General features: G+C 74.1%; 21 protein-coding genes. 6 read left to right on the top strand and 15 right to left on the bottom strand.

The annotated features are described in order from the left end of the window. Nucleotides 1–11 precede the first annotated feature (11 nt). The 5 genes from SNOUR_RS29265 to SNOUR_RS29245 form a co-directional block, all read right to left on the bottom strand. On the bottom strand, nt 12–473 hold the full coding sequence (locus SNOUR_RS29265; RefSeq protein ID WP_067352827.1) for a type II toxin-antitoxin system PemK/MazF family toxin: 462 nt from the start codon (nt 471–473) through the stop codon (nt 12–14). A gap of 278 nt (nt 474–751) precedes the next feature. Next, complete coding sequence (locus SNOUR_RS29260; protein WP_067352824.1) at nt 752–1,393, bottom strand: nucleoside/nucleotide kinase family protein; 642 nt, start codon at nt 1,391–1,393, stop codon at nt 752–754. A 41-nt stretch (nt 1,394–1,434) separates the two neighbouring features. Next, a complete protein-coding gene (locus tag SNOUR_RS29255; RefSeq protein ID WP_067352822.1) occupies nt 1,435–1,881 on the bottom strand; it encodes a hypothetical protein in 447 nt (148 codons plus the stop codon). Nucleotides 1,882–1,986: 105 nt separating this feature from the next. Next, on the bottom strand, nt 1,987–2,865 hold the full coding sequence (locus tag SNOUR_RS29250; RefSeq protein WP_067352820.1) for an IclR family transcriptional regulator domain-containing protein: 879 nt from the start codon (nt 2,863–2,865) through the stop codon (nt 1,987–1,989). Between the two features lie 87 nt (nt 2,866–2,952). Beyond that, nucleotides 2,953–3,897, bottom strand: coding sequence for a quinone oxidoreductase family protein (locus SNOUR_RS29245; RefSeq protein WP_067352819.1), 945 nt, complete (start codon nt 3,895–3,897; stop codon nt 2,953–2,955). A gap of 723 nt (nt 3,898–4,620) precedes the next feature. Here SNOUR_RS29245 and SNOUR_RS29240 point away from each other — a divergent pair. After that, nucleotides 4,621–6,258: an NAD(P)/FAD-dependent oxidoreductase gene (locus SNOUR_RS29240; RefSeq protein WP_067352818.1), complete on the top strand. Its 1,638-nt coding sequence runs from the start codon at nt 4,621–4,623 to the stop codon at nt 6,256–6,258. A 324-nt stretch (nt 6,259–6,582) separates the two neighbouring features. Next, nucleotides 6,583–8,313: a CDP-glycerol glycerophosphotransferase family protein gene (locus tag SNOUR_RS29235; RefSeq protein WP_067358914.1), complete on the top strand. Its 1,731-nt coding sequence runs from the start codon at nt 6,583–6,585 to the stop codon at nt 8,311–8,313. A 57-nt stretch (nt 8,314–8,370) separates the two neighbouring features. On the opposite strand, the gene SNOUR_RS29230 is transcribed toward SNOUR_RS29235, so the two are convergent. Next, nucleotides 8,371–10,506, bottom strand: coding sequence for an NB-ARC domain-containing protein (locus SNOUR_RS29230; RefSeq protein ID WP_079142950.1), 2,136 nt, complete (start codon nt 10,504–10,506; stop codon nt 8,371–8,373). A 256-nt stretch (nt 10,507–10,762) separates the two neighbouring features. Here SNOUR_RS29230 and SNOUR_RS29225 point away from each other — a divergent pair, with 256 nt between their 5' ends. Continuing rightward, nucleotides 10,763–11,839 carry an RNA ligase (ATP) gene (locus SNOUR_RS29225; protein ID WP_067352814.1) on the top strand — a complete coding sequence of 359 codons (1,077 nt, stop codon included), beginning with the start codon at nt 10,763–10,765 and terminating at the stop codon, nt 11,837–11,839. A gap of 54 nt (nt 11,840–11,893) precedes the next feature. On the opposite strand, the gene SNOUR_RS29220 is transcribed toward SNOUR_RS29225, so the two are convergent. From SNOUR_RS29220 to SNOUR_RS29210, 3 genes are read right to left on the bottom strand one after another with little or no spacing between them, the layout of a single operon-like run. After that, nucleotides 11,894–13,855 (bottom strand): helicase-associated domain-containing protein, encoded by a 1,962-nt coding sequence (locus tag SNOUR_RS29220; RefSeq protein WP_067352813.1) that lies wholly within the window; start codon nt 13,853–13,855, stop codon nt 11,894–11,896. Further along, nucleotides 13,852–15,405: an SWIM zinc finger family protein gene (locus tag SNOUR_RS29215; protein ID WP_067352810.1), complete on the bottom strand. Its 1,554-nt coding sequence runs from the start codon at nt 15,403–15,405 to the stop codon at nt 13,852–13,854. Before SNOUR_RS29215 ends, SNOUR_RS29220 begins: the two co-directional genes overlap by 4 nt. Next, nucleotides 15,402–18,323 (bottom strand): SCO1167/SCO6262 family helicase, encoded by a 2,922-nt coding sequence (locus tag SNOUR_RS29210; protein ID WP_067352807.1) that lies wholly within the window; start codon nt 18,321–18,323, stop codon nt 15,402–15,404. Before SNOUR_RS29210 ends, SNOUR_RS29215 begins: the two co-directional genes overlap by 4 nt. 747 nt (nt 18,324–19,070) lie before the next feature. Between SNOUR_RS29210 and SNOUR_RS29205 the strand changes: the two genes are divergently transcribed. Beyond that, the gene (locus tag SNOUR_RS29205; RefSeq protein ID WP_067352804.1) at nt 19,071–20,627 is read left to right on the top strand and encodes a UvrD-helicase domain-containing protein; all 1,557 of its coding nucleotides are present in this window, start codon (nt 19,071–19,073) and stop codon (nt 20,625–20,627) included. 46 nt (nt 20,628–20,673) lie between these two features. Next, nucleotides 20,674–20,979 (top strand): DUF6343 family protein, encoded by a 306-nt coding sequence (locus SNOUR_RS29200; RefSeq protein ID WP_067352802.1) that lies wholly within the window; start codon nt 20,674–20,676, stop codon nt 20,977–20,979. 44 nt (nt 20,980–21,023) lie between these two features. Here the strand turns inward: SNOUR_RS29200 and SNOUR_RS29195 are convergent, their stop codons facing one another. The 5 genes from SNOUR_RS29195 to SNOUR_RS48525 form a co-directional block, all read right to left on the bottom strand. Next, nucleotides 21,024–21,434, bottom strand: a complete 411-nt coding sequence (locus SNOUR_RS29195; RefSeq protein ID WP_067352799.1) for a tetratricopeptide repeat protein — start codon at nt 21,432–21,434, stop codon at nt 21,024–21,026. Between the two features lie 208 nt (nt 21,435–21,642). After that, nucleotides 21,643–22,071, bottom strand: a complete 429-nt coding sequence (locus tag SNOUR_RS29190; protein WP_099055736.1) for a cupin domain-containing protein — start codon at nt 22,069–22,071, stop codon at nt 21,643–21,645. 23 nt (nt 22,072–22,094) lie between these two features. Next, nucleotides 22,095–22,685 (bottom strand): dephospho-CoA kinase, encoded by a 591-nt coding sequence (coaE, locus tag SNOUR_RS29185; RefSeq protein WP_067352796.1) that lies wholly within the window; start codon nt 22,683–22,685, stop codon nt 22,095–22,097. Nucleotides 22,686–22,892: 207 nt separating this feature from the next. Next, nucleotides 22,893–23,846, bottom strand: a complete 954-nt coding sequence (locus SNOUR_RS29180; protein WP_067352795.1) for a PAC2 family protein — start codon at nt 23,844–23,846, stop codon at nt 22,893–22,895. Between the two features lie 444 nt (nt 23,847–24,290). Beyond that, nucleotides 24,291–24,554 (bottom strand): hypothetical protein, encoded by a 264-nt coding sequence (locus SNOUR_RS48525; RefSeq protein ID WP_067352793.1) that lies wholly within the window; start codon nt 24,552–24,554, stop codon nt 24,291–24,293. 33 nt (nt 24,555–24,587) lie between these two features. Between SNOUR_RS48525 and SNOUR_RS29170 the strand changes: the two genes are divergently transcribed. Next, nucleotides 24,588–25,184 carry a right-handed parallel beta-helix repeat-containing protein gene (locus SNOUR_RS29170; protein ID WP_067352790.1) on the top strand — a complete coding sequence of 199 codons (597 nt, stop codon included), beginning with the start codon at nt 24,588–24,590 and terminating at the stop codon, nt 25,182–25,184. 19 nt (nt 25,185–25,203) lie between these two features. Here SNOUR_RS29170 and rpsA read toward each other — a convergent pair whose 3' ends face one another. Beyond that, a complete protein-coding gene (gene rpsA, locus SNOUR_RS29165; RefSeq protein WP_018536792.1) occupies nt 25,204–26,712 on the bottom strand; it encodes a 30S ribosomal protein S1 in 1,509 nt (502 codons plus the stop codon). Nucleotides 26,713–26,714: the final 2 nt, after the last annotated feature.

Below are 26,714 nucleotides of genomic sequence, written 5' to 3'. Positions count from 1 at the left end.
CCCGCCGGGCCTCAGTGCCAGCCGTGGAGTTCCCGCAGCCGGTTGGCGACGAGGTTGAAGCGGCCCCGGTCGAGCGCGCACGCCTCCCGCCGCATGCCGTGCGGGTGGACCCGCAGCACCCGGTCCACGGCGACCCAGGAGTCGCGCCCCGCGCGGTCCCAGGGGCCGGCGCCGATCGCCACCCAGTCCCGGTCCTCGTTGTGCCGCTTGCTCGACAGCTGCACGGCCAGCAGCGTTCCCGCCGTCTCCCGGGCCACGACCAGGACCGGTCGGTCCTTGCCGCGTCCGTCGTTCTCCTCGAACGGGACCCAGGTCCAGACGATCTCGCCGGGGTCCGGGTCGCCGTCCGGGTCGGGCGCGTAGGCCATCGCCACGGCGCCGACGGCGCGCGGCGGGACCTCGACGGTGGCGGTGGGCCCCTGGCTGCCGGGCAACGGCGCGTGCTCGTCTGCTGCGTTGAACGAAGTGGTCATCCCCCGCACGCTACCGGCCGCGCCGAACGCCCTGATCAGCGGGGAGCGTTCGGCCGTCCACGGTCGACTGTCAGTGGTCGGCCGTACGGTTTTTTCAGCGGGGCGGTCGCCGGGACCGCCCGGGAGGGGGCGCGATGTACGGGGCCAGGACGCATCCGGAGTTATCTCAAGAGGGCCGCAGGGCAGAGGAGTCGGGCGGGGACCGTGCGCACGGCACCGCGGTCGCGGCCCGTCCCGGGCGGTTCGCGCACCGGCCGTTCGCCCGGCGGCCCGACCGGTCAGCCGGGCGCTCCGCTCCAGGCCGGCCGGCGGGGGTCGTCGGCCCGGACGACGACGTCCGCGGACTCCTCGGGCCGGACCTCGGCTTCGTAGCGGGCGAACGCCGGCAGCGTCCAGCGCTGGTCCTCCGGGGTGCGGCGGGCGAGCGCCCCCGGCGACAGCTTCAGGTGCACCGAGAGGTCGAAGGGGAACCACTGCCCGAGCAGCAGCGGGCCGTGCAGCAACACCAGGCCGCCGGGCGGCAGTTCCACGTAGGCGCTGCGCGTCGCCCGGTCCGCCTCCGGGTCCCACAGGTCGGGGAGCACCCGCCCGGTGCCGCCCGGCTCCAGCGGCTGGAAGATCTCGCGCCACAGGGCCCGCCGGTCGAACCACTCGTCGTAGTAGGCGTCCGGGTCCTCACGGCCGTACTCCAAGCGCAGCGAGGCGGGCCGCAGGAAGCCGTGGGCGCCGGCCTTGTGCACCGCACGCCCCCGGAGGCGCAGCGCCTCGGCGAGCCGATCGGCGAGGTCGCCGGGGGCGGCTGCGGGAGCCCCGTCAACCGCCACCCGCAGCCAGGGGCTCCCGTCGTGCGCCGTCAACGCGTCGATGCGCGCGGCGAGCGCGTCGGTGAGCCGTTCCCAGGTGATCGCTTCGAGCCGCACCCGGCCATTCTGCCCCGCCGGCGGACGGCGGGCCGCCGGGGTCAGCGGGATTGCGGTCCGCCGGGCGGGGTGCCGCGGTGGTCGAAGACGACACCGGCCTGCACCACGGGGCCGGTCATCACACCGCCGCTGATCGTGTTGTGCACGTCCCGCACGACGCTCTGGGTGCCCTGGGGCGCCATCTCGTCGAGCAGTCGGCGCAGTTCGGCCGCCGCGGCCGGGTCCTCCGCGAGCAGTCGCCGCAGCCGGGCCTTCCAGACCACGGCCACCCCCTGGGGCACCTCCTCGTCGCCGTCCTCCCGGGCGCTGATGACGTCGGTGCGCGCCTGGTCCAGCTCGCGTTCGACCTCCGCCTCCTCCTCCGCGCCGCGGCGGCGGGCGAGCACGGCGGCCATCCGCCGGCGGACCGTGGCCCAGCCCTCGGTCGCCATCTGCTGCACCAGCGTCGTCGCCCCGGCCGTGGCGAGCGCCACCAATTCCGCTTCCATCGGACCCCCTTGGATGTCGTGCGCGCCGTGTGCCGCGCGTGGTGCCACGGTAGAGAGGCGGACGGCCTCATGAACAGCCGCCCGGCCGTGCGCCGCGATCCGGGTTCAGCTGTGCGTCGGCCCGGCCGCTCCGTCGCGGCTGAGCACGGCCGCCGCCTCCTTCGTCGCCTCGACGACGCTGTCGGGGGCTTCCGGCATCACGGTCTTCTGCTTGAGCAGCAGCACCGCGCCCATGATGGCCCCGTCCCACATGATCGGTGCCGCGCAGGAGTTCCAGCCGGCCATGCACTCCTCGTAGCCGAGCGCGTGGCCGAGGTCGCGGACCTCCGCCAGGGAGGCGAGCAGCGCGTCGTTGTCCCGGTAGACGCCCGGGCCGGCCTGTTCGGGGACGGGCTCCGCCAGCACCCGCTGCTGGAGGACCTCGGGGAGGTAGGCGAGGATGGTGCGCCCGGAGGCGCCGGTGCGCAGGGAGCGGGTCACGGACAGCACGTCGCGCGGTGTCATGCCCAGTTCGGCGAGGTCGGAGTCGCCGACGGCCATGTCGACGCACTGCCGCTGCGCGCCGGAGAACGGCGCCACCATGTAGAGGAAGACCAGCCCGTTGTCGCTCGCCTCGCGCAGTTCGGCGAGGACCGTCTGCGCGCCGTCGAGCCGGTGGTCGAGCGCGGTGAAGGCGAGCTGGGCGGCGGAGGTCCGCAGCCGGTAGAGGCCGCGGTCCACCCGCTCGAAGATCCGCTGGTAGATGCCGGACTGCAGGATGCGGTAGACGACGGAGTCGTCCAGGCCGGTGAACTCCGCGATCTCACCGGGCCCGTGGGCGGATCCGCCCAGCTCGGCGAAGGCCGTCTGGACGAGGAAGACCCGTTCGGCATGGCCGGATCCCGACGTCCGGGAGCCGGCGGCGGCCGCGCTCCTGGATGCCTGGCCGGTGCGCTGCGCGGCCTCCGGAGCCGTGGACTGCGACGCTGCGGTGCGATGGCCCATCGTGTGCTCTCTCCCTTGGCAGTGATCCGCGCCCGAAGGCGCACGGCGTGTGCGGTGCTCGGTGTCCCACCCCTGAGGGCACCGGCGTCAGCGGGTGACGTCGAGGGCGAGTTTCCCGGTCGGTGTGCGGGCGGCGAGGTCGTGGTGCGCCTGCACCGCGTCCCCGAGCGCGTAGGTGGCGCCGGTCAGTGTCGTGAGGGAGCCGTCGGCGACGGCGTCGAACAGCGCCCGCATGGAGGTCGGCAGCGCCGTCCGGTCGGCGTAGAGCTGAGGCAGCCAGAAGCCCGAGACGGTGAGCGAGCGCTCCATCAGTTCCCGGGTGGAGACGTTCGCCAGCTCGCCGCCGGCGAAACCGTAGACGGCGAGCCGGCCGCGCGGTGCGACGGCGGCCAGGGTCCGGGCGAAGGTGGCGCCGCCGGTCATCTCCAGCGCCGTCTCGACCGGGCCGCCGGCCGCGTCCAGGATGCGCTCGGTGAGGTCCTCGGCGGTGGAGTCGACGACCGCGTGGGCGCCCAGGTCCAGGGCGAGTCGACGCTTGGCCGCGGTGCCGGCGAGGCCGATGACCTTCGCGCCGGCGCGCGCCGCGAGCTGGACGGCCAGCGTGCCGACCCCGCCGGCCGCAGCCGGGACGACGACGCTCTCGCCCTCGGTGAGGCGCAGCGCGGTGAAGAGCAGGTGCCAGGCGCTGTTGCCCTGGAGGGCCAGCGCGACCGCCTGCTCGTCGCTGACGGCGTCGGGGATGTCCCAGGTGACGCGGCGGTGCAGCAGGGCCCGTTCCGCGTATCCGCCGCCGCGGGTGAGCCCGACCACGCGCCGGCCGCCGTCGACGGTTCCGACGACCTCGTTGCCGGGTATGTAGGGAAGTTCGACCGGGGCGAGGTAGGTGTCGCCGCGGACGTGCACATCGGCGTAGTTGACACCGGCCAGGGTGACGTCGACGAGCGCGTGCCCGGCGCGGGGCGTCGGCTCCGGGGCGTCCTCCAGGCGGAGCACGTCCGGGCCGCCGAATTCTCGCATCACGATCGCGCGCACGACTCTCCCTCAGATTCTCCGGTGCGGTGCCCGCACAGGGTAGGCACGGCGGCGGCCGGCCCGCCGCATCCCGATCATTTCGCGCCAACCCTTCGGACTTTTCGGGACCGATGGACTTCCGGCCGCCCCCGATTCCCGGAGGTTTTCTCGCTACGCGAGAAAACAGGGGAGCGTTTTCAGTCCATTGCACCGTTTTGGTGTAGATCTACCCGGCGGTATGCGGCGGGTGGCTCCCACACATCTCTCACTCGATTCCGGCTACCAGAAGTGATCGCCGCCGCCTACGATCCGGACGTGTGTCCGCCGTTGACGAGATCCGACGGCCGCGTTCCCCAGGGCGGAGCATGGCGCGCGAGGCAGCGGTGCCGGCCCGTCCCACCCGGTGATCCGGGTGGGGAGTGGCGGAGGACGGGGCTCGGGTCTCGCCGGGGCGGGCACGGCCTGAGGGGGAATCATGATGGGGAAATCGGGGGGCGGCAGGCCGGCGTTCGCGCCGGCCTGCCGGGACCCACAACGGGCTCTGCCTCTTCCGCCGGCGCCTCTGCGCATGCTGCGGACCGCGTCTGCTTCCCTGCCGTCGCTGACCATACGGGTCACCGACGCCGCCGACGCCGTCATCGCCGCCGCGCGCCGTCACACCCGGCCATACGCCGCGCCGCCCTTTCTGGACGCGGCCCGGCCCCGCCGGGGGCTCGCGCGCCACCGCCGAGAAAGGGACCGCCCATGAACGCGTCGAGCAGTACGCCCAGCGCCGGGCTCCAATTCACGCACCCGTACCTCGCCGTGGTGCTCGGCGGCGGATTCACCGGCATGCTCGCCGCCGCCGCGCTGTCCGAGTACGCCGATGTGGTCGTGGTCGAGCGGGAGCAGCTGCCGCGCACCCCCGTGCTGCCCACGGATCTTCCGCAGCCGCGGCACACCCACTTACTGGCGGCGGACGGCGCCCGCGTCGTGGAGAGCCTGCTGCCCGGCACCATCGACGGCTGGCTGACCGCGGGCGCCCGTCTGCTCCCGATGCCGTCGGAGCCCACCGGTCCACTGCTGCCCGGCCGGCCCGTCCGACGGGCCCGTACCCGGCAGGTGTTCGCCTGTTCCCGTGATCTGCTCGACCGGGTCCTGCGCGAGCAGGTGCCGGCCCTCCCTGGGGTGCGGGTCCTCGACGGCACGGACGCCGAGCGGCTGACCGGCACCGCCGAACACGTCACCGGCGTGTGGGTCCGGGACACCACCAGTGGCGAAACGTACCGCCTGGACGCCGATCTCGTGGTCGACGCCACCGGCCGCTCCTCCACCACGCCGGACCGGCTGTCGGCGCTGGGGCTGCCCACCGTCCCCGAGGACGTCCGGGACCCCGGCATCGTCTGCGCCACCCGCGTCTTCCGCGTCCCGGCCGGATACGAGAACTGCTCGGTGCTCACCGCCCGTTCGGGCCCCGGTCGGGCCGGCGGCGCGGCCGGCAGCGCCCCCGCCCCCGAATCGCCGGTCCCGACCGCCCGGACGGCGACGCTGGTCCCCATCGAGGACGGACGCTGGCTGGTCACCCTCACCGGCGCCGGCGAGGAGAGCCCCTCCGAACGCGCCGACCGCTTCGTGCCGTTCGCCCGCGGGGTCCACACGGCCATCGCCGACCTCGTCACCGACGCCGAGCCGCTGAGCGAGGTGCGGCTGACCCGCGGCACCTCCAGCCGCCGCCACCGCTACGAGCAACTGGCGCACTGGCCCAGCGGGTTCCTCGCCCTCGGCGGCGCCGTGGCCTCGGTCAACCCGGACTACGGCCAGGGGCTGTCGCTCGCCGCCCATGGCGCCGCCGCGCTGCGCGCGGCGCTGCGGCGGTACGGCCTGGACGATCCGACGCTGGCCCGCAGGGTGCAGCGCACCGTCGGCGGGCTCGTCGAGGCACCATGGGTGCTGGCCACCGGCGCCGAACCGGTGCCGTCCCCGCGCCCCGGCGCGCCCCGGACGTCGCTGGCCATCCGCGTCGTACGCGGCGCCATGAGCGGACTGCGCACCCCGGCCGCCGGCCTGCCACCGGTCTGCCGCGCCTACGTCGACGTGGTCACCCCCGCCGTCCCGGTCGCGCGTCTGCCGCGCCCGTTCACCCCGCCAGCGGCGTCCGCGGTGCGGTCGCCGGACCTCGACACCCCGGACAGCACGGACGCGCCGTCCGATCTGCCGTCCCTGTTCACCGCCCCCGCCGCGGCGCTCACCGTGCCACCGGCCCCGGCCGCGCCTGCCGGCCCCGGGCCCGGCCCCGACGTCGAGCGGGCTCCCCGCCGGCTGCCCCGCCCCCTCGGCTTCGGCCCGGCGTCGCTGCGGCTGCGTCGGCTCAACGGCGGCAGGCGGAAGCCCGACGGCGCCTGAGGCCCGGACCGGGCCCCGGCGCGGCGCCGGGCCTGAACTACCGTGGGCCCCGGACACGCCCGCTCACCGGTGGCCCGGCCGTCGGTGAGCGTCACCATAAAGGGGTTGCGGAATACGGTGATACGCGCTAATCGCAGTCTGGCCGCGAACCGCGAACCGCGAACCGCGAACCGCGAACCGCGAACCGCGAACCGCGAACCGCGAACCGCGAACCGCGAACCGCGAACCGGGGATGGGGCGGGCGGAGGCGGCGGCGCCGGTGGAGGGGCGTCCGGGGCTGCGGCTGACACCACCCACGGGCTGCTGCCGCCGCTGCGGGTGCCGGTGGGCGACGATCCCGAACGGTGGCGGACCTTCCCCGGCGAGCGGCTGGTCGTCGCCATCGCCCGGACCGTCACCTCCACCGTCCGGGTCCTCGACGTCCTCCGCCCGGTGCTGCGCGACGACCCGCGGGTCCATCTGGTCTTCGCCTTCGACCCCACCTCCGCCTTCAACGACGGCGTCCACGCCCTGCTCCGCTCGGTCGGTGCCCGGGTGCTGCCGTGGCACCAGCTCCCCCGGATCGATCCCCACCTGATCATCACGGCGACCGAGAACGCCGACCTCACCACCGCGCCCCACACCTGCCCGGTACTGGTGCTGCCGCACGGCGTCGGCTTCCACAAGGTCGTCCCCGACTCCCGCAGCGACCGGGACCGGCTGGCCGGCGTCGTCCCGGACGAGCTGCTGCGCAGTGGCCGCGCCCGGCTCGCGATCTCCCACCCGGACCAGGCGGCCCAGCTCGCCGCCGCCCACCCCGCGACCGCCGGTCGCACCCTGCTCGTCGGCGACCCCTGCTATGACGCGCTGCTCGACGGACGGGCCCTGCGCGGACAGTACCGCCGGGCGCTCGGCGTCGAGGACGGGCGCCGCCTGATCATGCTCAGCTCGACCTGGCGCGACCACTCGGTCCTGGGCCGGGACGCCGCCCTCCCGGCCCGTCTGCTCGCCGAACTCCCGTTGGACGACTACGCCGTGGCACTGGTCACCCACCCCAACATCACCTCCGCCCACGGCCGTCACGCCCTCCGGTCGCACCTCGACTCCGCGCACGACGCCGGACTGCTGACCATTCCACCGACCGCCGGCTGGCAGGCCACCCTGCTCGCCGCCGACCTGCTGATCGGCGACCACGGGTCGGTGACCTTCTACGGAGCGGCGCTCGGCACCCCCCTGCTGCTCGGCGCGTTCGGCGACGACGAGGCCGTCGCCGGAACCCCCATGGCGGAGCTGGGCCGGATCGCCCCGCGCCTGGGTTCCGACGCGCCGCTGCGACCGCAGATCGAGCGGGCACTCGGCATGGGCCGGGCGGCCGGCGACGACACCGCAGAGCGGCTGCGCAAGGTCGGCGAGAGCGCCTTCGCCGCCCCGGGTCGGGCGCTGGCGCTCCTGCGATCGGCCGTCTACGACCTGCTGGACCTCTCCGAGCCGGCCGGCCCGCCACCGCGCCGCGCACCAGAGCCACCGGTCCCGCAGGACCGCCCGGAACCGACCACCGCCTGCCACGTCCACACCTCCCTCACCGAGGACCCCGACGGGACGGACGGCCCGCGGATATCCGTCGAACGCACCCCGGCCGCGGTGGCCGCCCACTCGTGCGGGGCGCGCGGCGATGCCCCCGAGGGCCCGTTCCGCCATCTGTCCTGCGCGGACGACGAGCGCGACCGGCAGTGGCCGGAGAGCGCATCCGTCCTGGTCCGCCGGGATCCGGCCGACACCGTCGTGGCCGCCGACCGGTGGATCGACGACACGCTCGCCCGCTACCCCGGCTGTCTGCTCGCCGCCGTCACCGTCGGCGGTCGCGGCTGTCGGGCCGGTCTGCGCGACGGCCGGACGGTCGAGGTGACCGCCACCGGCCGGTTGGACGACGTCACCGTCCTGGCCTCCGCCGTCTACGCCTGCCTGCGCACCGGACGGCCGCCGGAGGGCTTCGCCACCCTCGCGCTCGGCGAGCGCACCGAGGACGCGGTGCTCCGCCTCACCCGACGGGCGAGCCGGCCGCGCCCCGGCGACTGACGGACCCGCGTGCGGAGGGGCGCTCCCCCGGTGCTCCGGCCCGCCGCTCCGTCCGCGTCATTCCTTGGTGCCGTCGGCGGTGGCGTCCGTCAGCCTGCGGCGCAGTTCCGCGGCGCGCGGGCCGCCGCCCGCCTCGTATATCTCCAGGGCCCGGGTCAGATGGCGCCGCCAACGCTCATGATCACCGCACTCCTCGGCCAGCTCCGCCAGCGTCTCGCACACCTGCGCCTCGTAGTGGACGGCGCCGCGCTCGCGCAGCATGGCGACGGCCTCCTCCAGGGCCGCCACGGCCTCCGCGATCTGCCCCAGGTCGCGGCGTACGCCCCCGATGGCGGCCAGCGCACGGGCGCCCATCCGCCGGTCGTCGAGGGCCGTGAACCCGTCGTAGGCGTCCTGCAGGGTGGCCCGGGCCTCCTCGGTGCGGCCGACGGCGTGTTGGGCGCAGCCCATGAAGAAGCGGCCGATGGCGATGCCGCGCTCGTCTCCCGCGGCGCGGTAGTAGACCATCGCCTCCTCGTAGGTGGTCACGGCGCGGGCCGGGTCGCAGCGGTCCCAGTAGCGGCCGTGGAACTCCCGGACGGAGGCGCGCAGCAGGGTGTGGCCGGACTCGTCCGCCCGGGCGACGGCGGTCTCCAATTCCCGGCGGGCCCGGCGCAGTTCGTCGCGGTCCATCAGAGGGCGGGACAGCAGTGCGCGCAGTCGGGCCTCGGCGGCGGGGTTGCCGTCCTCGGCGGCGTGCCGGGCGCCCAAGTCGCCGCTTCTGACCCAGTCATTGAGGTATCTGCGGTTGAGGAAGAGCGCGGTCAGCGCCTCGGCGAGCTCCCACACCCGACGGTGCCATCCGTGGTCGGCGGCGGCCTGCTGGGCGGACAGCAGCTCGCCGCGCCAGGCGTCCAGCCAGTCGAGCGCCTCGCCCCGGTGGGCGAAGGCGGTGGCCCGGTCGGCCTCGCCCAGCCGATCGGTGTAGGCGCCGATGCGCATCCGGCGACCCATGACGGCGAGATCGGCCTGGGCGGCGCGGGTGAGCAGGTGGTCCACGACGCGGGCCACGGCGGCCGTGCGCTCGGCCTCGTCGTCGTCCTGGGCGGCCCGTTCGCGGGCGTGCAGGCGCACCAGGTCGTGGAACTCGTAACGCCCGTCGGCGGTCATCGTGATCAGGCTCGCGGTCTCCAGGACGTCGAGCTGCTCGGCGGCGTGGGCGACGGTCGTCCCGGCTGCCGCGGCGGCCGATCCGGCGTCCCAGTGGCGTCCGGGATGCAGGCCCAGCAGGCGGTAGAGCCGCGCGGCGGGTACGGGCAGTGCCGCATAGGCCACGCCGAAGACAGTGGACACGGTGCGCTCCCCTCCCCGGCGCAGGGCGTCCAACCGGCGCCGGTCGTCGGCCAATTCCTCGGCCAGCGCGGCCACCGGCAAACGTGGATGCATCACCAATCGCGCGGCGGCGACCTGCAGGGCCACCGGCAGTCCGCCGCAGCTCGCGACGATCCGCCGGGCCGCGGCCTCACCGCCCGCCGCGATGCGCTCCTCCCCGCACAGCCGGCGGAGGAGTTGCAGCCCGTGCTCCGGCGACAGCGGTTCCAACGGCATCAGGCGGGCGCCGTCGCCGAGCAGTTCCCCGAGCATCGACTGGCTGGTCGCGAGGACCACGCTGCCGGGGGCGCCCGGGAGCAGCGCCCGCACCTGCGCCGGTTCGGTGACGTCGTCGAGGACCATCAGCACCCGCTTGTCCGCCGTCAGGGTGCGCAGCATGCCGGTCAACTCGCCCAGGCTGGCGGGCAGATAGCGGTCCTCGACGCCGAGTGCCCGCAGGCAGCGGCTCACCCCGGCCGAGACGTCGCCGCCCGCCTGGGCCCGCAGCTCGGCGAAGTCCACGTAGAACTCGCCGCCGGGGAACCGGCCGCGCTCCTCGTGCGCCCATCTCCGTACGGTCGCGCTCTTGCCCACCCCGGGCAGGCCGCTGAGCACCGCCAGGCCGCCGCCGGCGCCCACCCAGCCGTCGATCTCCGCCAGCACCGGCTCGCGGTCGACGAACTGCGGCGACCCGGCCGGCACCTGCCGCGGCACCGGTTGCTCCGGCCGCGGCATCTCGATCCGCACGCCGCCCTCGATCACCCCGGCCTGGATCACCGGGCCGTGCGCGGTGCCACTGAAGTCGTTCCGGACGCGCTCGGCGTCCGCGCCGTCGTCCCCCACGCCGGTCCCCCTCATCTTGGTCGACTCCGTACGGGAAAACGCTACTTGACGCCACTGACAACGCGGCGCGGCGGTGCGTCGCGCGGACACCGCCTTCGTCTCCCTCCCCCAGCTCCCGATCGCAACCGGTCGACAGCGGGAAAATCGGTCGCCGGTCGACAGCGGCTCGATCACAGTGGATCCGGGACTCCGGCCGGGCGACGCCCGGCACGGAGCGCCTCACCACGGAAACAGCAACGGGAAACGGGGGGACGGCATGTCGACGCTGCGCGTCACGGTCGAGGAACTGACGGTCCATGAGCATCCCAACGCCGACGCGCTGGAGCTCGCGCAGGTGGGCCTGTACAGGGCGGTCGTCGCCAAGGGGGCCTACCGGACGGGTGACTTCGCGGTCTACATACCGGAGCAGGCGGTGCTCCCGGAGGGGCTGCTGGCCGAGCTGGGCCTGACGGGCAGGCTGGCCGGCGCCGCCGCCAACCGGGTCAAGGCGATCCGTCTGCGCGGCGAGCTGTCCCAGGGCATCGTGTGCCGCCCGCGGGCGCTGGCCGGCGTCGATCTGGCCCGCGCGCACCGGGACGGCACGGACTTCGCGGCGGAGCTCGGGATCGTGAAGTGGGTCCCGCCGGTGCCGATTTCGATGAGCGGGGACGTCGAACCGGCGCCGGATCTGCTGCCGTGGATCGACATCGAGAACCTGAAGCGGTATCCGACGGCGTTCCCCGAGGGCGAACCGGTGGCGGTCACCGAGAAGGTGCACGGCACCGCCTGCAGCCTGACCTACCACACCGGCGACGGCCGGGTACAGGTGACGTCCAAGGGGCTGGGCGCCCAGCGACTGGCGCTGGCCGAGGCCCCCGGGAACCTGTACTGGCGGGCGGTGCGCGGGCACGGCCTCCCGAAGGTCGCCGCGGAACTGGCCGGGGAGCTGGGGGCATCGCGGGTCGGCATCTTCGGCGAGGTGTACGGCGACGGCGTCCAGGACCTCGGCTACGGCGCGGACGGCCGGCGGGGAGTTCCGGGGTACGCGGTCTTCGACATCGCGGTGGCCGACGGCGACGGGGTGCGGTGGCTGGATCCACAGGAGTTGACGAGGGTCCTGAACGGGCGGCTTCCGGTGGTGCCGACGCTGTTCAGCGGCCCGTACGAGGCACAGCGGGTACGGGAGTTGGCCGAGGGCCGCGAGACGGTGTCCGGGCGGGCGGTGCACCTCCGGGAGGGGGTGGTGATCCGTCCGCTGTCCGGCCGCCACAGCACGGAACTGGGCGGACGGGCCATCGCCAAGATGGTCGGCGACGCCTATCTGACCCGCAAGGGCGGCACGGAGTACGAGTAGCCGGGCGACGCCCCGCCCGCGCCGCCCGCGCCTCCTTCGACGCCGCGGGGCGGATCAGCTGCTTCCACTTGTGGTGCTCTCCTGGGACGCCGCCCGGTGTCCCAGGAGGCGCCGGGCGAGGGCGAGCGTGGCGTGCGGATCGCGGGCGGGGCCGGGCGCCGCCGTGCGGTGGACGGGGAGCCGTTCGACGGTGGCGGCGCCGGTGCCGGCCTCCAGCGCGGGGGCGTAGCCCGCGGCGCGCAGGGCGTCCAGGGTGGCGGCCGGCGGGCGGGCACTGACCAGGACGGTCGGGGCGAGGGCACGCAGCTCCAACGCGCGCAGGGCGTGGTGGGCGGCGAGTTCGGCGATCAGGGACTCGTCGTCGGAGCGGATGCAGCAGGCGGCGGGCACCACCCGCATCCGGCCGTGGGTGCGGGCGGTGTCCTGGACGAGGTAGCCGAGGGGCTGCGGCAGGGTGCCGGTGGCCGAGGCGGCGGTGAGGGCGTCGCGGAGGGTGGCGGCGGTGTGGCCGGAGTCCAGCGCGCGGCGGACGGACCCGGGGGTGAAGCGCCAGGTCACGGCATGGCCCTCGGACTCGCGGTCGGCTGCGGAGGTGAGCAGGTCGGCGAGCGCGGGGGCGGGCCGGCCGGGCACGACGGCGGTCAGGTCGGCCTGGAGATGGGCCTGTTCGACGGGCGGCGGGAGCAGGTCGCGCAGCGGCTCGTCGAGGTCCGTCGGGTCGGCGAGCAGGGCCCGGCCGAGCGGGGTGAGGGTGCCGTGGGCGGTGAGCCCGAGGGAGGCCGCCTCGTGGAGGGTGTGGAGGGCGCGCTCCTCGGCCGTCGGCTGCTCGGTGACGGCGAGCGGACGGTGCCAGTCCGCCGTCCTGAGCAGGTGCCGCAGGGACACGAGGACGGCCTCGTCCTCCGGTGAGCCGGGCAGCGGCAGGGGCGGGCACGTCGGGCCGGCGGCGCCCGTGGGGACCTCGGCCAGGGCGGCGAGGAGGGCGTGCCGGAGCGCGGGGGCGTGCCGGTCGTGGCCACGGATCAGGGCGGTCGGGGTCTCGCCGAACGGGGTGTGGGTGGGGACGTCCCAGAGGGCGTACCAGGCGGCCAGGACGGGCGCGAGGCGGGCGCCGGGCGGGCGGCCGAGCCAGTCGTCGTAGGCGTGGGTGGGCAGCGCGGTGATCCCCGACGGGCTGCGGGTCAGCGCGATCAGGCCCGCGGCCAGGGCGAGATCGAGCAGGAGTCGGGTGTGCGGTTCGGTGGCGCCGGCCGCCTTGGCCAGGCGCTTGACCTCGCGGACGGTCAGCCCGCCTGATTTGCGGAGCGTGGCGGGCTCGGTGGCCAGGGAGGCGAGCAGCCGCTCCACAGTGGCGGCCAGGTGCGCCGCGGACGCCTGGGACTCGTCGTGCGCCGAGGTCCGCGGGGCGGGCACGGTCGGGGCGCCGGGACGCCGGTCGTGCGGCGCGGCGCCCTCGGGGAAGGGCGCCGGGGCGTGCGGCGTGAACGGGCCGAGGTCGTGGGCGGCGAGGAGTTGCGGGACGCGCGGCGGCACGACGACGGCGCCGTCCTCGGTGGCGGCGGCGAGGCCGTCCATGCAGAGGGCGTCCAGGGCGGCTTCGGCGACGCTCCGCCCGGCTCCGGGGGCGGTGGCGCCGAGCGCCGCGTAGATGTCCTCGGGGAGGACCGGTTCACTGGCCAACTGCGGGAAGGACAGTCGGTGGGCCATCAGGGACTGGTAGTCGGCGCCCGGGGCGGGGGCGGCGGGCGCGGCGGCGTCCCGGGCGGCCCGCTGCTGGCTGATGCGGGCCGCGGTGGCGAGCACCTGCAGCCGGGGGTGATCCAGGTGCAGCACCACGTGGTGGAGGGTTTCGTAGGACCACAACGCGCCTGCCAGACCGCGGAGTTCGGTGGGCGCGGGCCGGCGGGCGAGCGGCTCGGCGTGCCGGGTGAGGAGTGCGGCGAGCTGTTCGGGGGTGCGCTGCGCGAGCGAGCGGGTGAGTGCGTCGAGACCTTCCACGACCTTGAGGTTAGTCATCGTGCCAGCAGGGTGGTCAGGGCGCCCACGGGGTCCGGTGCCGCGGGGCCGGTGGGCCACCAGTCCTCGGCCCCGGGCTCGGACTCGTAGGGATACCAGCGGTGGTCACGGCCGAAGCGCAGCTGAAGGCCGCGGACGGCGTCGGTGAGGTGGTTGTGGTGCGGACGCAGCGCCGGCAGTCCGGCGGCCAGGAGGGCGCTGCGGGCCCGATCGAAGTCGCCGGCCGGGGGATTCCAGGTGCGCTCCAGGAGGGCGAGTCCCTCGGGGCCGCCCTGTCGCCAGGCGGCGACGGAACGCGCGATGTCCGCGGGGGTGCGGCCGGTCGCCGCCGCGACCTCGCGGTACAGGGCGCGCGTGGTGGCGGTCAGACCGGCCGTGGGGTGGGCCGTCGCGGCCAGCCGGACGGCGTCCTCCCAGACGGGCAGCGTCGCGAACGGACCGGGGCCGGCCGGACCACCGCCCCCGGCGGGCCCGGCGGCGGCCAGGAAGGCATGGGCGCGTGCCACGGCGTCGGCGGCGAGGAGTTCGAGAGTGGCGGCGTCGAACGGGAGATCGCCGGTGTCCGGGAGGGCCGGTGGCCGACCGGGCTCGGCCGGCAACGCCGCGGGCGGCGGAAGCGACGGCCGGGGCCGATCGGCGAGCGCCTCCCGGGCGAGGACACCGCGGGGTGCGGCCGCCGGTGACGCGGTCCGTCCACCGCTCTCGACGGCCGTTCCGGACCGCACCGCACCGGGCGATGCGGAGCGGTCCACCGCTCCGCATCCGGGCGCACCGGCAACGCCGGGCCCGGACGCGGGCGCGCGCCCGGTCGCCGAGGGGCCCCCTGGCTCCGCACCGGACGCGGGCTCCGAGGACGCCCCCCCGCTCCCGGATGCCAGGGCGGCCAGGGCCGCGGCCCGTCCCCGGTCCTCCCGCGCGCCGTGACCGGCGTTGCGGCGCGCGAGCTCGTCGAGGAGCTCGCGCTCGCCCCGGCCACGGATCAGCAGCAGGACGAAGGGGTCGGCGTCCAGCAACCGGGCCACCTGGAAGCAGAGCGCTGCGGCGTGCTTGCAGGGCCGGCCGCTGTCCGGGCACGAGCAGCGGGGCGTCAACTCCCCCGGCCCCGGGAGGAGCGGCACCTCCCCCTCGGCCAGCGCGCGGGGCAACTCCTTGGCCAGCAGCGCGGTGAGCCGGTCGGGACGGGCGGCGACGCCGTCCAGGAGGGCGTCCCACTCCTGCTCGGTCAGCGTCCTGACGCGGACCTCGGCGCTGTACGGGCGGGGGCGGCTGCCTCGTACGGTGGCGATCACCCGGCCCGGGGTGATGTTGATCGTGTCGACGTGCCCGTCGCGGGCGTAGGCCCGGCCCCGGCCCAGGCGGGCGGCGTCGAGCGCACTGCTCTCCAGCGCCGTCAGCCAGGACCGGCCCCACCAGGATTCCGTCTGCGACCCGTCGGGGCCGTCGGGGCCCGGCAGCGGCGGGAAGGTGCGCGAACGGTCGGCGCGGACCAGCCGGTCCGCCGCCGCGGCACGCCCCGGGGCCACGGCCCGGCGCAGGTGTCCGGGACTCATCCGGCCCTCCTCAGGGAGACGAGATCGGCGAGTTCGGCGTCGGTCAGCTCGGTGAGTGCGCCCTCGCCACCGGAGAGCACCGCGTCGGCGAGCGCCTTCTTGGCGGTGAGGAGTTGGGCGATGTTGTCCTCCACGGTGCCCTCGGTGATCAGCCGGTGGACCTGGACGGGTTGGGTCTGGCCGATGCGGTAGGCGCGGTCGGTGGCCTGCTCCTCCACCGCCGGGTTCCACCAGCGGTCGTAGTGGATGACGTGTCCGGCGCGGGTGAGATTCAGGCCGGTGCCGGCCGCCTTCAGGGACAGCAGGAAGACCGGCGTCCGGCCCGACTGGAAGCGCTCGACCATCCTCTCCCGTTCGGCCACCGGAGTTCCCCCGTGCAGGAGTTGGTGGGGGACGCCCCGGACCGCGAGATGGCGTTCGAGCAGCCGAGCCATCCCGACGTACTGCGTGAAGACCAGGGTGGCGCCGCCCTCCGCGAGGATGGTGGCCAGGAGTTCGTCGAGCAGTTCGAGCTTCCCGGAACGCGCGGCGAGTCCCGGAGCGGTCTCCTTGAGGTACTGCGCGGGGTGATTGCAGATCTGCTTGAGGGCGGTGAGCAGCTTCATCACCAGGCCGCGCCGCGCCATGCCCTCGGCGCTCTCGATCCGGGCCAGGGTCTCGCGCACCACGGCCTGATACAGGGCGGCCTGTTCGCGCCCCAGCGGGACCGGATGGTCCGTCTCGGTCTTGGGCGGGAGTTCGGGCACGATCCCGGGGTCGGACTTCTTGCGGCGCAGGATGAACGGCCGTACCAATCGGGCCAGTCGTTCCGCCGCGCGCGGGTCCTCGCCGCCCTCGACCTCCCGGGCGTGCAGCGCACGGAACGTCTTGAGCGGGCCGAGCAGCCCGGGGGTCGTCCAGTCCAGCAGCGCCCACAGCTCGGAGAGGTTGTTCTCGACGGGCGTGCCGGTGAGCGCGATCCGCGCGGGGGCCTTGATTCCGCGCAGCGCCCTGGCGGTCGAGGAACGCGGGTTCTTCACGTGCTGCGCCTCGTCGGCGACGACCCATGCCCAGCTACGGCCGCCCAGTTCGGTGGCGCTGCCGCGCATCGTCCCGTAGGTCGTGAGCACGAAGCCGCCGTCCACGCCGTCGAGGCTGCGGCCGGCGCCGTGGAAGCGACGCACGGGCGTGCCGGGGGCGAAGCGCTCGATCTCGCGCTGCCAGTTGCCGAGCAGGGAGGCGGGGCAGACGACGAGGACGGGCGCGGAGGGCCGCCGGTGGAGGTGGAGTGCGATGACGGTGATGGTCTTGCCCAGGCCCATGTCGTCGGCCAGGCAACCGCCCAGCCCGGTCGAGACCATGGTGTCGAGCCAGGCCATGCCGCGCAGTTGGTAGTCGCGCAGGGTCGCGCGGAGTCCGGGCGGCTGGGGCAGCGGACGCTCCTGGGTGGTGAGCCGGGAGCGCAGGGCGGCGAGCGCGCCCAGGGGCACCACCTCGACCTTCTCGCCGTCCACCTCCGCGGTGCCGTCGAGCGTCGCGGCGAGCGCTCCGGCCGGGTCCAGATAGCCCAGTTCGCGTTTGCGTGCCTTGCGGACCAGCCCGGGGTCGACCAGGACCCACTGGTCGCGCAGCCGCACCATCGGGCGGTGCGCCTCGGCGAGGGCGTCCATCTCCGCCTCGCTGAGCGGCACGCCGTCCATGGCCAACTGCCATCGGAACTGTGCCAGTTGACCGGCGTCGAAGAAGCCGAAACCGTCCGCCGCCGACCCCGGCGCGGGTCGCAGCACCGCCGCCGCCGTCAGGCCGCGGGTCAGCTCCCTGGGCCAGTGGACGGCCACCCCGGCGGCGCCGAGGCGCCCCGCCGCCTCGGCCAGCAGGTCGTACAACTCGTCCTCGCTGAGCGGGAGCACGTCGGGGACGGGGCGCTCCAGAAGGCGGCCGAGCGGAGGCCAGACACGGGTGGCCCGGCGTAGCGCGAGGAGCGTGTCGGCGCAGGACCGCGGGCCGAAGGGGTCGGGCGCCTCACCCTCCCACAGCTGTCGGGCGTCGGCCACCAGGGTCGGGTCGGTGCGGCTGTGGACCTGGAGGACGGCCGCCCCGGCGCGGCGCTCCTCGGCGGCTCCGGACGTGGCCGCTCCTCCGGCCCGGCCCGGCACGCCCTCCTCCGCGGGCGTGTCCTCCCCCCTGCCGTCGAAGAGCTGGTGCGGAGCGAGGTCGAGGCGGAGCGAGAGCCCCACCCCGGCGTCGGTACCGGCCGCGACCTCGGCCGCCCACTCCCGGGCGGCGGGGAGGTGCTGCGGCGCCGTCGCGGCGAACGGGGCAGCGGCCACCAGTGCCGCGGCCGGAGTACGCGGCAGGGTGTCCACGACGGCGTCGACGAACGCTCGCACCAGGGCGGCCGGATCGGGGAGTTGCAGTGGCCGGCTGCCGGGCAGCGGTGCGGCGTACGCCTCTCCCGGCATGGCGGCGGCGATGGCCCGCAGGTGCGCGACGTCGTCCGGGTCGAGCGGGCCGGCCCGCCAGGCGTCGGCGTCCTCTCCGGTCAGCCCCGGCAGCAGGCGGCCGCGGGCGGCGAGGTGCAGGGCGTGCAGGGTGGCCGCGCCCCAGCAGGCCGCGGCGGGGTGGGCGTCGGGGGCGTGCCGGGCCCGGACCAGCACCGGAACGGCCTCGGGCAGGGGAAGCACCAGGGCCGGCACCGTACGGCTCCGCGCCCCGTTGCCGTGCCGCCGGGCGACGGTCAGTTGCGCGACCTCGCCCTGCGGCCTCGCCTCCTGGTGGCCGGCGTCCCCCTCGGTCGCACCGGCCACGGTGTCGGGCAGCGGCCCACCGTCCGGCCGCCAGAAGGCGACCGCCCCGGCGCGCGGCGTCCGGGCGGGCAGGAAGATCGCGGCACACCCCGTCACGTCGGGGGCCGCCCCGTCTGCCGCACGCCCCGCCATGGGCGCTCCCTCGGCAGGGGTGATCGACGGCCGAGGCGCCCCTCTCGACGCCTCCTGCCACCTCGCCATGCCGTCCCCTGCCGTCGGATCCTTCGACGCCGGTAACGGCGCCCACCGGGCCCCTCGTGCCCGCTTGCCTTCTGTTACGTCCCCGACCTGCGAGTCTACGGTCGTCGCCATGTCGCCCTCCCCCGTCGTTCTCCGGCGGCCGCGGCGATCACCGACGGCCGCGGCGCGTTCCTCGGACGGCCGCCCCACACCTCCCTGCCCGGCTCGCTTCCGCCCTCCCCTTGTCTCTCTTGGTGCACTTGCGGTTCCGTCGCGGCCTTCCGCGGCGCTTCCGCCGCCGCGGCTCTGCGTGATGTCGAGCAAAGCAGACGCCACTGACAATCCGCCGCGCCCAGCCTCCCGCGCAGCTCGCACGCAGCGCCGCGGCACGCCGGTCACCCTCCAACCACACCCGTCCGACCAGCACAAAGACGCATCGGCGGCGCCCATCGGACGACACGCGGAAGCACCACGACGAAGTTATCCACAGGTTGAAGACGCCCCGCCCGCCCCCGCGCCAAGTCGATTACATTCAGTGACGAAATCGCTCGCGGGGTGGCCACCCCGCGACACCCGCCGGCTCACCGCAGCTCACGGCAAAGCACCGCCGCCCGCGGCTGCCCACCACACACCACCACGACCCACCGCGACCCGTCACAACCACCGCAGCCCGTCGACCGAACCCGATGAGGAGTCCCCATGCACACCCCCACCCCCGAGCAGACCGCCGCGGCCGAAGCCTTTCCGACCGGCGCCCATCTCGTGATCCAGGCCGGCGCCGGCACCGGGAAGACGACGACCCTCGCGATGCTGGCGCACACCGCGCGCCGACAGCGCCGCACCGGCCGCTACCTCGCCTTCAACCGCGCCGTCGCCCGCCACGCCACCCGTACCTTCCCCGCCGAGGTGACCTGCGGAACCGCCCACGCCCTCGCCTACACCGCGGTGGGCAGGCACTACCAGGCGCGCCTGAACGCCCCACGCCAGGCGGGCTGGCGCACCGGCGCCGCCCTCGGCATCAAGGAGGGCATGTGCTTACGCATCGGCCCGCGCAAGGTCAACAACAAGGCCCTCTCCTACACCGTCCTGCGCACCATCACCCGCTTCTGCCAGTCCGCCGACAAGGAGATCGCCCACCATCATGTCCCCCCGCTGCGCGGAGCCGAGTCCGAGCCGCTGCACACCCAGCTCGCCGGCCTCGCCCTGCCCTACGCCCGCAGAGCCTGGGCCGATCTGCACCATCCCGAGCACGGCGTGGTCCGCTTCGAGCACGACCACTACCTCAAGATGTGGGCACTGAGCGCCCCCGTCATCCCGGCCGACTTCCTCCTCCTGGACGAGGCCCAGGACACCAACCCGGTCGTCGAGCAGGTCCTCACCGCGCAGCGCGCCCACGCCCAGCTGGTCCTGGTCGGGGACTCCGCGCAGGCCATCTACGGTTGGCGCGGCGCCCGCGACGTGATGACCGGCTTCGACGGCACCCACCTGAGCCTCTCGCGATCCTTCCGCTTCGGCCCCGCCCTGGCGGCCGAGGCCAACCGCTGGCTGACGATCGTCGACGCCCCCATCCGCCTCACCGGGTCGCCCCGCCAGGAGACCGAGTTGTGCCGGCTCGCCACGCCCGACGCGATCCTGTGCCGGACGAATGTGGGCGCCATGGTGGAGGTGATACGGCAGTTGGACGCCCATCGGCGGGTCGCGCTCGCGGGCGGCGGTGAACCCCTGAGCGCCTTGGCCCGTGCCGCGCACGATCTCGCATCGGGCCGGCGCACCGCTCACCCCGAGCTGATGCTCTTCGAGAGCTGGTGCGAGCTGCGCGAGTACGCGGAGTTTGACCCGGCCGGACGCGACCTGCTGCCTCTGGTGGAGCTGATCGACGAACACGGCGCGGACACCGTGCTGGGTGCCCTGGACCGGCTCTCGCCCGAGGCGTCCGCCGAGGTCACGGTGTCCACGGCCCACCGCGCCAAGGGCCGCGAATGGTCGAGCGTACGCATCGCCGACGACTTCACCTGCCCCGACGATCTCGACGAGCGCGACGAGGACGGCACGCCGCTGCCCGGCCCGATCGACCTCGACGAGGCCTGCCTGGCCTATGTCGCGGTGACCCGCGCCCGCTCGCAGCTCGACATCGGCGGGCTGTCCTGGATCAACACCCACCCGGCCGGCGATCCCCGCCCCGAAGGCGGCGCCCCGCCGAGGAGGGAAGGACGACGGGCGAGAGCGGCGGCCGGGAAGGGGGGACACGACACATGACAGGCGTATCGATCCGGAGGATGCTGGAGGGAGGAGATGGGGAGCGATGCGCTCGGGTGATGAGCCTCTTCACGCACGCAGCCCACTGAGAATTCGGTGCGGGCTGGCACTGTGGGGGCTTTTGTGGGCCGTCGCCGGCACCGTGGCCTTCGTGATGGCCGGCCGGCCGCAGTGGGCGGCCGCCTGCGCGGCACTCGCGGCGATCGCCGCCGCGGACCTCGTCATGGTGATCCGACACATCCGCCAGGGGCCGCACTACCAGCCCGGCAGGAACATTCCGCCCTACGAGCCCGACCGGGGACGCAACGAGATACGCCGCGCCGCCGGCAGACGGCGCGACTCCAGGCCGTAGTCGCGACCGTCACCGGCGGTGGGTGACGCGCTCATGGGCGGTGCTTACGGAACTCCGTCGTCGGGGCCGACCGCTCGGTCACCGTTGCCCCGGCCCGGCGCGAAGCGGGCCGCTTCGAGGAATTCGGGGCGCGGTTCGAGGGCCGCTGCCAGGCGGAAGTGACGCAGGGCCTCGTCGGGCCGGCTGCCGCGTTCCAGGGTGCGGGCGAGGGCGAAGTGCGCGAAGGCGTTGTCCGGCTCGCGTTCCAGCACGATCTGGAACTCCAGCTCCGCGGCACGGAGTTGGGCGGCGAGAAAGAAGGCGCGGGCGCGCAGCAGTCGGGCTGCGGTGTTCTCGGGGTGTGCGGTGATGACGGAATCGAGCAGCCGGATCGCGCCTCGTGGATCACGGGCGGCCAGCAGCTGCTCGGCGGCACGGTAGTCGATGACGTGCGTCGCGGGACTGCGCTCGGGCACGGACCGTCTCCTCTCCGGGTGTCGTCGGGCATGCCAGGGATGACCATGCTCCGTACCGCGATCTGTGCGGTGCAACAACCACGTCGTTAACACTCGGGTTTGTTGCCGCATTCCCGGTCCGGCGGTCTCGTCCCGTCGGGTGCCCGGCCACCGGTGACGCGTCCCGCACCGACGTCAGCCCCTCACGCTGACGCCGATGCACCCGCCGCTAGAGGCTGATGTGGTAGGCCTTGCGCAGCGTCTCGTGCACCGTCCACCGGGTGCGGTCGCCCTCGCGCAGGACGCAGGCGTCGCCCGGTCCCACCTCGAGTACCTGACCACCCTCGACCTCGATGGTGGCGCGTCCGCTGACGACCACGAACAGTTCGTTGGCCTCGGTGTCCGTCACCACGCCCGGCGTGATCTGCCAGATGCCCCTGATCTGGCTGCCGTCCGGCGACTCCCACAGCACCTTGCCGGTCACCACCGGGTCGCCGGAGACGACCTGTTCGGGGTCGAGGGGCTCGGGCTCCAGGTCGGCGTCGGCGAGGCCGGGGACGTTCACCACGAAGGAGGCGGGAGCGGCATCGGCACCGCCGACGGCAGGGCCGGACGCCGCGGCGGCGGGGGTCTCGGGATCGAGATCGGTAGTTGTCATGGCGGTGAGGCTACCGCCCGGTCTCAGGCGCCCCGCAGGCGCTCCCACACCTCGCGGACCTGGGGCTCCAGCGCCTCCAGCGGGCCGTCGTTGTCGATCACCAAGTCGGCGACGGCCAGGCGTTCCTCGCGGGTGGCCTGCGCCGCCATCCGCCGCCTCACCTCGTCCTCCGCCATACCGCGCAGCCGCACCAACCGGTCCAGCTGGGTCTGCGGTGTCGCGTCGACGACCACCACCAGGTCGTAGAGCGGCGCCAGACCGTTCTCGGTCAGGAGCGGCACGTCGTGGACGACCACGGCGTCCGGCCCGGCCGACGCCTCGAGTTCGGCCGACCGCGCGCCCACAAGCGGGTGCACGATCGCGTTGAGCGCCTTCAGCTTCTCCTGGTCGGAGAAGACCAACGCGCCCAGCTTCGGCCGGTCCAGGGTGCCGTCAGCCGCGAGGACCTCCGCCCCGAACTCCTCGACCACGGCCGCGAGTCCAGGGGTTCCCGGCTCGACGACCTCGCGTGCGATCTTGTCCGCATCCACGATCACCGCGCCGTACGACGCCAGCAGCCGCGACACTTCACTCTTGCCGGCACCGATCCCGCCGGTCAGCCCCACCTTCACCATGGCCCCACGCTATACGCCTGCCCCGGCGGCAGAACTCCCGGGCGGTGCTCCACGCCCGACCGGCGCCCACTCCCCCACCAGCGAGCCGCACGAACCGTGCGCGGGTATCGCCGGCGAACAGAGGGCACGGGCGAGACAATGGTCCGGGAGCGAACCGCCTTGGGCGCCGCCCCGCCGAAAGTCGCCCGGCCCTGCCCCGCACCCGCCTCAGATCGCGCCCCCGCCGCCTTCGGCCTCGCGCTCCGCCAGGAATCGTTCGAATTCCCGGCCGATCTCGTCGGCCGACGGGAGTTCCACCGGCTCGGCGACGAGGTTGCCCCGGGTCTCCGCCCCGGCCACCGCGTCGTACTGGTGCTCAAGGCCGCTGACCAGGGCGACCAGTTCCTCATCGCCCTCGGAGATCTGTCGCTCGATCTCCTCCTGCGTCCGCAGCGCCTCCGTGCGCAGCGCGTGCGCGGCGTTCGGCAGCACCAGTCCGGTGGCGGCGGTCACCGCCTCCAGGGCGGTCAGCGCGGCGTCCGGGTACGCGGATCGGGCGATGTAGTGCGGCACGTGCGCCGCCACGCCCAGGACATCGTGCCCCGCCTCGGCCAGCCGGAACTCGACCAGGGACTCCGCGCTGCCGGGCACCTGGGCCTCGTCGAAGAAGCTGCTGTGCCCCGGCATCAGGTCCGTGCGGTTGCCGTGCGGGGTGAGCCCCACCGGCCGGGTGTGCGGCACACCCATCGGGATGCCGTGGAAGTTGACCGACAGCCGGACGCCGAGCCGCTCCACTATCTGGCGCACCGCCGCGGCGAACCGCTCCCACTCCACGTCCGGTTCGGGCCCGGACAGCAGCAGGAAGGGCGCCCCGGTGGCGTCCTGGACCAGGTGCAGTTCGATGCGCGGGGCCTCATACGAGGTCCAGCGGTGCCGTTCGAAGGTGAGCAGCGGCCGGCGCGCACGGTAGTCGACCAGCCGGTCGTGGTCGAAGCGCGCCACGACCCGGTGCGGCAGGCCGTCCAACAGCCTCTCCACGATCTGGTCGCCGGTCTCGCCGGCGTCGATGTAGCCGTCGAAGTGGTACAGCAACACCAGACCGGCGGAGTCCCTGGCCGTGATCGCCTCGACCGCCGCGAGCCCGCTCGGCTCCCATTCGTACAAACCCTGGGGATCCAACACAGTGACCGCTCCTCCTCGTGTCCAAGAGCAAGAACGTCCCGGATGGGCCCCGGCATTCCCGAGCCAGCATTCCCGACCCCTTTCTCCGGAACTCGCTCACGTCCGCCCCCTCCCGTCCACCCCTCCGCGATCACCCGGGCCCCCTCCCGCTCCGGCAGTCCCCCACCAACGCCAACGCCCCGTCGTTCACGTCAAGGAACCCCCGCGCCTCCCCGCCCAGTTGCCGCACCGCGCCTTCACTCCCGCCCCACCTCACTCCACCCCCTCCAGGCCACCCCACCCCAGGCCACCCCACTCCACCCCGAACCCTTGACGCCCCTGGGTCCGTACCTCCAGCTTCGCCACCGCTCCAGCGATTCACATTCCCGCCCAAGGTTCCTATGTGGAACGACAGTTGAATGCGTACCGGACCCCTCACCGCCCTCGCCGCCGCCATGCTCCCGCTCATGGCCTGCTCCCTGGCCACCGCCCAGGGAGCGCCCACCCCGCCCCGGCCGGCGCCACCGCCACCGCCTCCGTCTCCGTCTCCGCGACGTCCTCCCCCGCCCGCATCGTCGAGGTCTCGAACGCCGCACAGCTCAAGAGCGCGCCGGCCGCCGCCGCACCCGGCGACACCATCCGGCTCACCGACGGCACCCACCGCGGCAACTTCTCGTCCGCCACCGCCGGCAGCGCCGCATCCCGCATCCCGCATCCCGCATCCCGCATCCCGCATCATGCTGACCGGTTCGGGTCAAGGCCGTGCTCACCGTCAGCGGCGGCTACGGCCTCCATCTGGACGGGGCGTCCTACCGGACCGTCCAGGGCATCACCGTCGCCGGCGGCCAGAAGGGCATCGTGATGGACTCCGCGAACCGCGTGGTGATCGGCACGGTCACCGTCCACGACCTGGCCATGGAGGGCGTGCGCTTCCGCACGTCCGGCAAGGACGGGATCATCCGGAACTGCGCCATCCGTGACACCGGCAAAAACGGCCGGGGAACGGGCGAGGGCGTCTATGTGGGCGGCACGGACGACAGGAGCGACAACGTCCAGATCCTGGACAACACCACCGGCGCGGGCCGCCACGGCTTCGACATCGCCGACTACGACGCGGGCGGTTGCCCGGTCACCATCGCGGGCGACAACACGGTCAGCGGCGGCCGGGGCGTCGCCGACCCGGGAATCCCCGTCGGCCAGCGCGCCTCGCCCGACCAGCGACGCGCGCCCACCCCGCGGCCGATCCGACGCATTCCGATCCATTCCGGCCCACCGGCACCGGAACCGGCTCACTCCATGACGAAGGCCCGCCCCCCGAAGGGAGCGGGCCTCGCGTCTTCAGCTACCTCAACCGGCTAGCGCTGACGGGTGGAACCGTTCAGCTCTGGCCGCCGGCCAGCTTCTCGCGGAGCGCGGCAAGGGCCTCGTCCGACGCCAGGGCGCCGGAGTTGTCCGCCGACTCCGAGGAGTACGAGCCACCGGAGACGTTGCCGCCACCCTGGCCACCGGCCGCCGGAGCGGCAGCGCCCTCGGCCGCAGCCTGCTCGTCGGCCTCGCGGGACTTGATGACCTGGGCCTGGTGCTGCTCGAAGCGCTGCTGCGCCTCGGCGTACTGCTGCTCCCACGCCTCGCGCTGGGCCTCGTAGCCCTCCAGCCAGTCGTTGGTCTCCGGGTCGAAGCCCTCGGGGTAGATGTAGTTGCCCTGGTCGTCGTAGGACGCGGCCATGCCGTACAGGGTCGGGTCGAACTCGACCGCCGACGGGTCGGCGCCGAAGGACTCGTTGGCCTGCTTCAGCGAGAGGCTGATGCGGCGGCGCTCCAGGTCGATGTCGATGACCTTGACGAAGATCTCGTCGTTGACCTGGACGACCTGCTCCGGGATCTCCACGTGGCGCTCGGCCAGCTCGGAGATGTGGACCAGACCCTCGATGCCCTCGTCCACGCGGACGAACGCACCGAACGGCACCAGCTTCGTGACCTTGCCGGGCACGACCTGGCCGATCTGGTGGGTGCGGGCGAACTGCTGCCACGGGTCTTCCTGGGTCGCCTTGAGCGACAGGGAGACGCGCTCGCGGTCCATGTCGACGTCCAGGACCTCGACCGTGACCTCCTGGCCGACCTCGACAACCTCGGACGGGTGGTCGATGTGCTTCCAGGACAGCTCGGAGACGTGGACGAGACCGTCGACGCCACCCAGGTCCACGAAGGCACCGAAGTTGACGATGGAGGAGACGACGCCGGAGCGCACCTGACCCTTCTGGAGGGTGGTGAGGAAGGTCTGACGGACCTCGCTCTGGGTCTGCTCCAGCCAGGCGCGGCGGGACAGGACCACGTTGTTGCGGTTCTTGTCCAGCTCGATGATCTTGGCCTCGAGCTCCTTGCCCACGTAGGGCTGAAGGTCGCGGACACGGCGCATCTCGACCAGGGAGGCCGGGAGGAAGCCGCGGAGGCCGATGTCGAGGATGAGACCACCCTTGACGACCTCGATGACGGTACCGGTGACGATCCCGTCCTCTTCCTTGATCTTCTCGATGGTGCCCCAGGCACGCTCGTACTGGGCGCGCTTCTTCGAGAGGATCAGGCGGCCTTCCTTGTCCTCCTTCTGAAGGACAAGGGCCTCGATCTCGTCACCGACGGCGACGACCTCGTTGGGGTCGACGTCGTGCTTGATCGAGAGCTCACGGCTCGGGATGACGCCTTCGGTCTTGTAACCGATGTCGAGCAGGACCTCGTCCCGGTCGACCTTCACGATGACGCCGTCGACGATGTCGCCGTCGTTGAAGTACTTGATCGTCTCGTCGATCGCGGCGAGGAAAGCTTCCTCGTTACCGATGTCGTTGACCGCAACCTGCGGGGTGGTGGCGGTGGTCTCGGTGCTGCTCGTCATGT

This window comes from Streptomyces noursei ATCC 11455, assembly GCF_001704275.1.
Classification (GTDB): Bacteria; Actinomycetota; Actinomycetes; order Streptomycetales; family Streptomycetaceae; genus Streptomyces; species Streptomyces noursei.
This window is presented reverse-complemented; position numbering and strand designations above follow the sequence as displayed.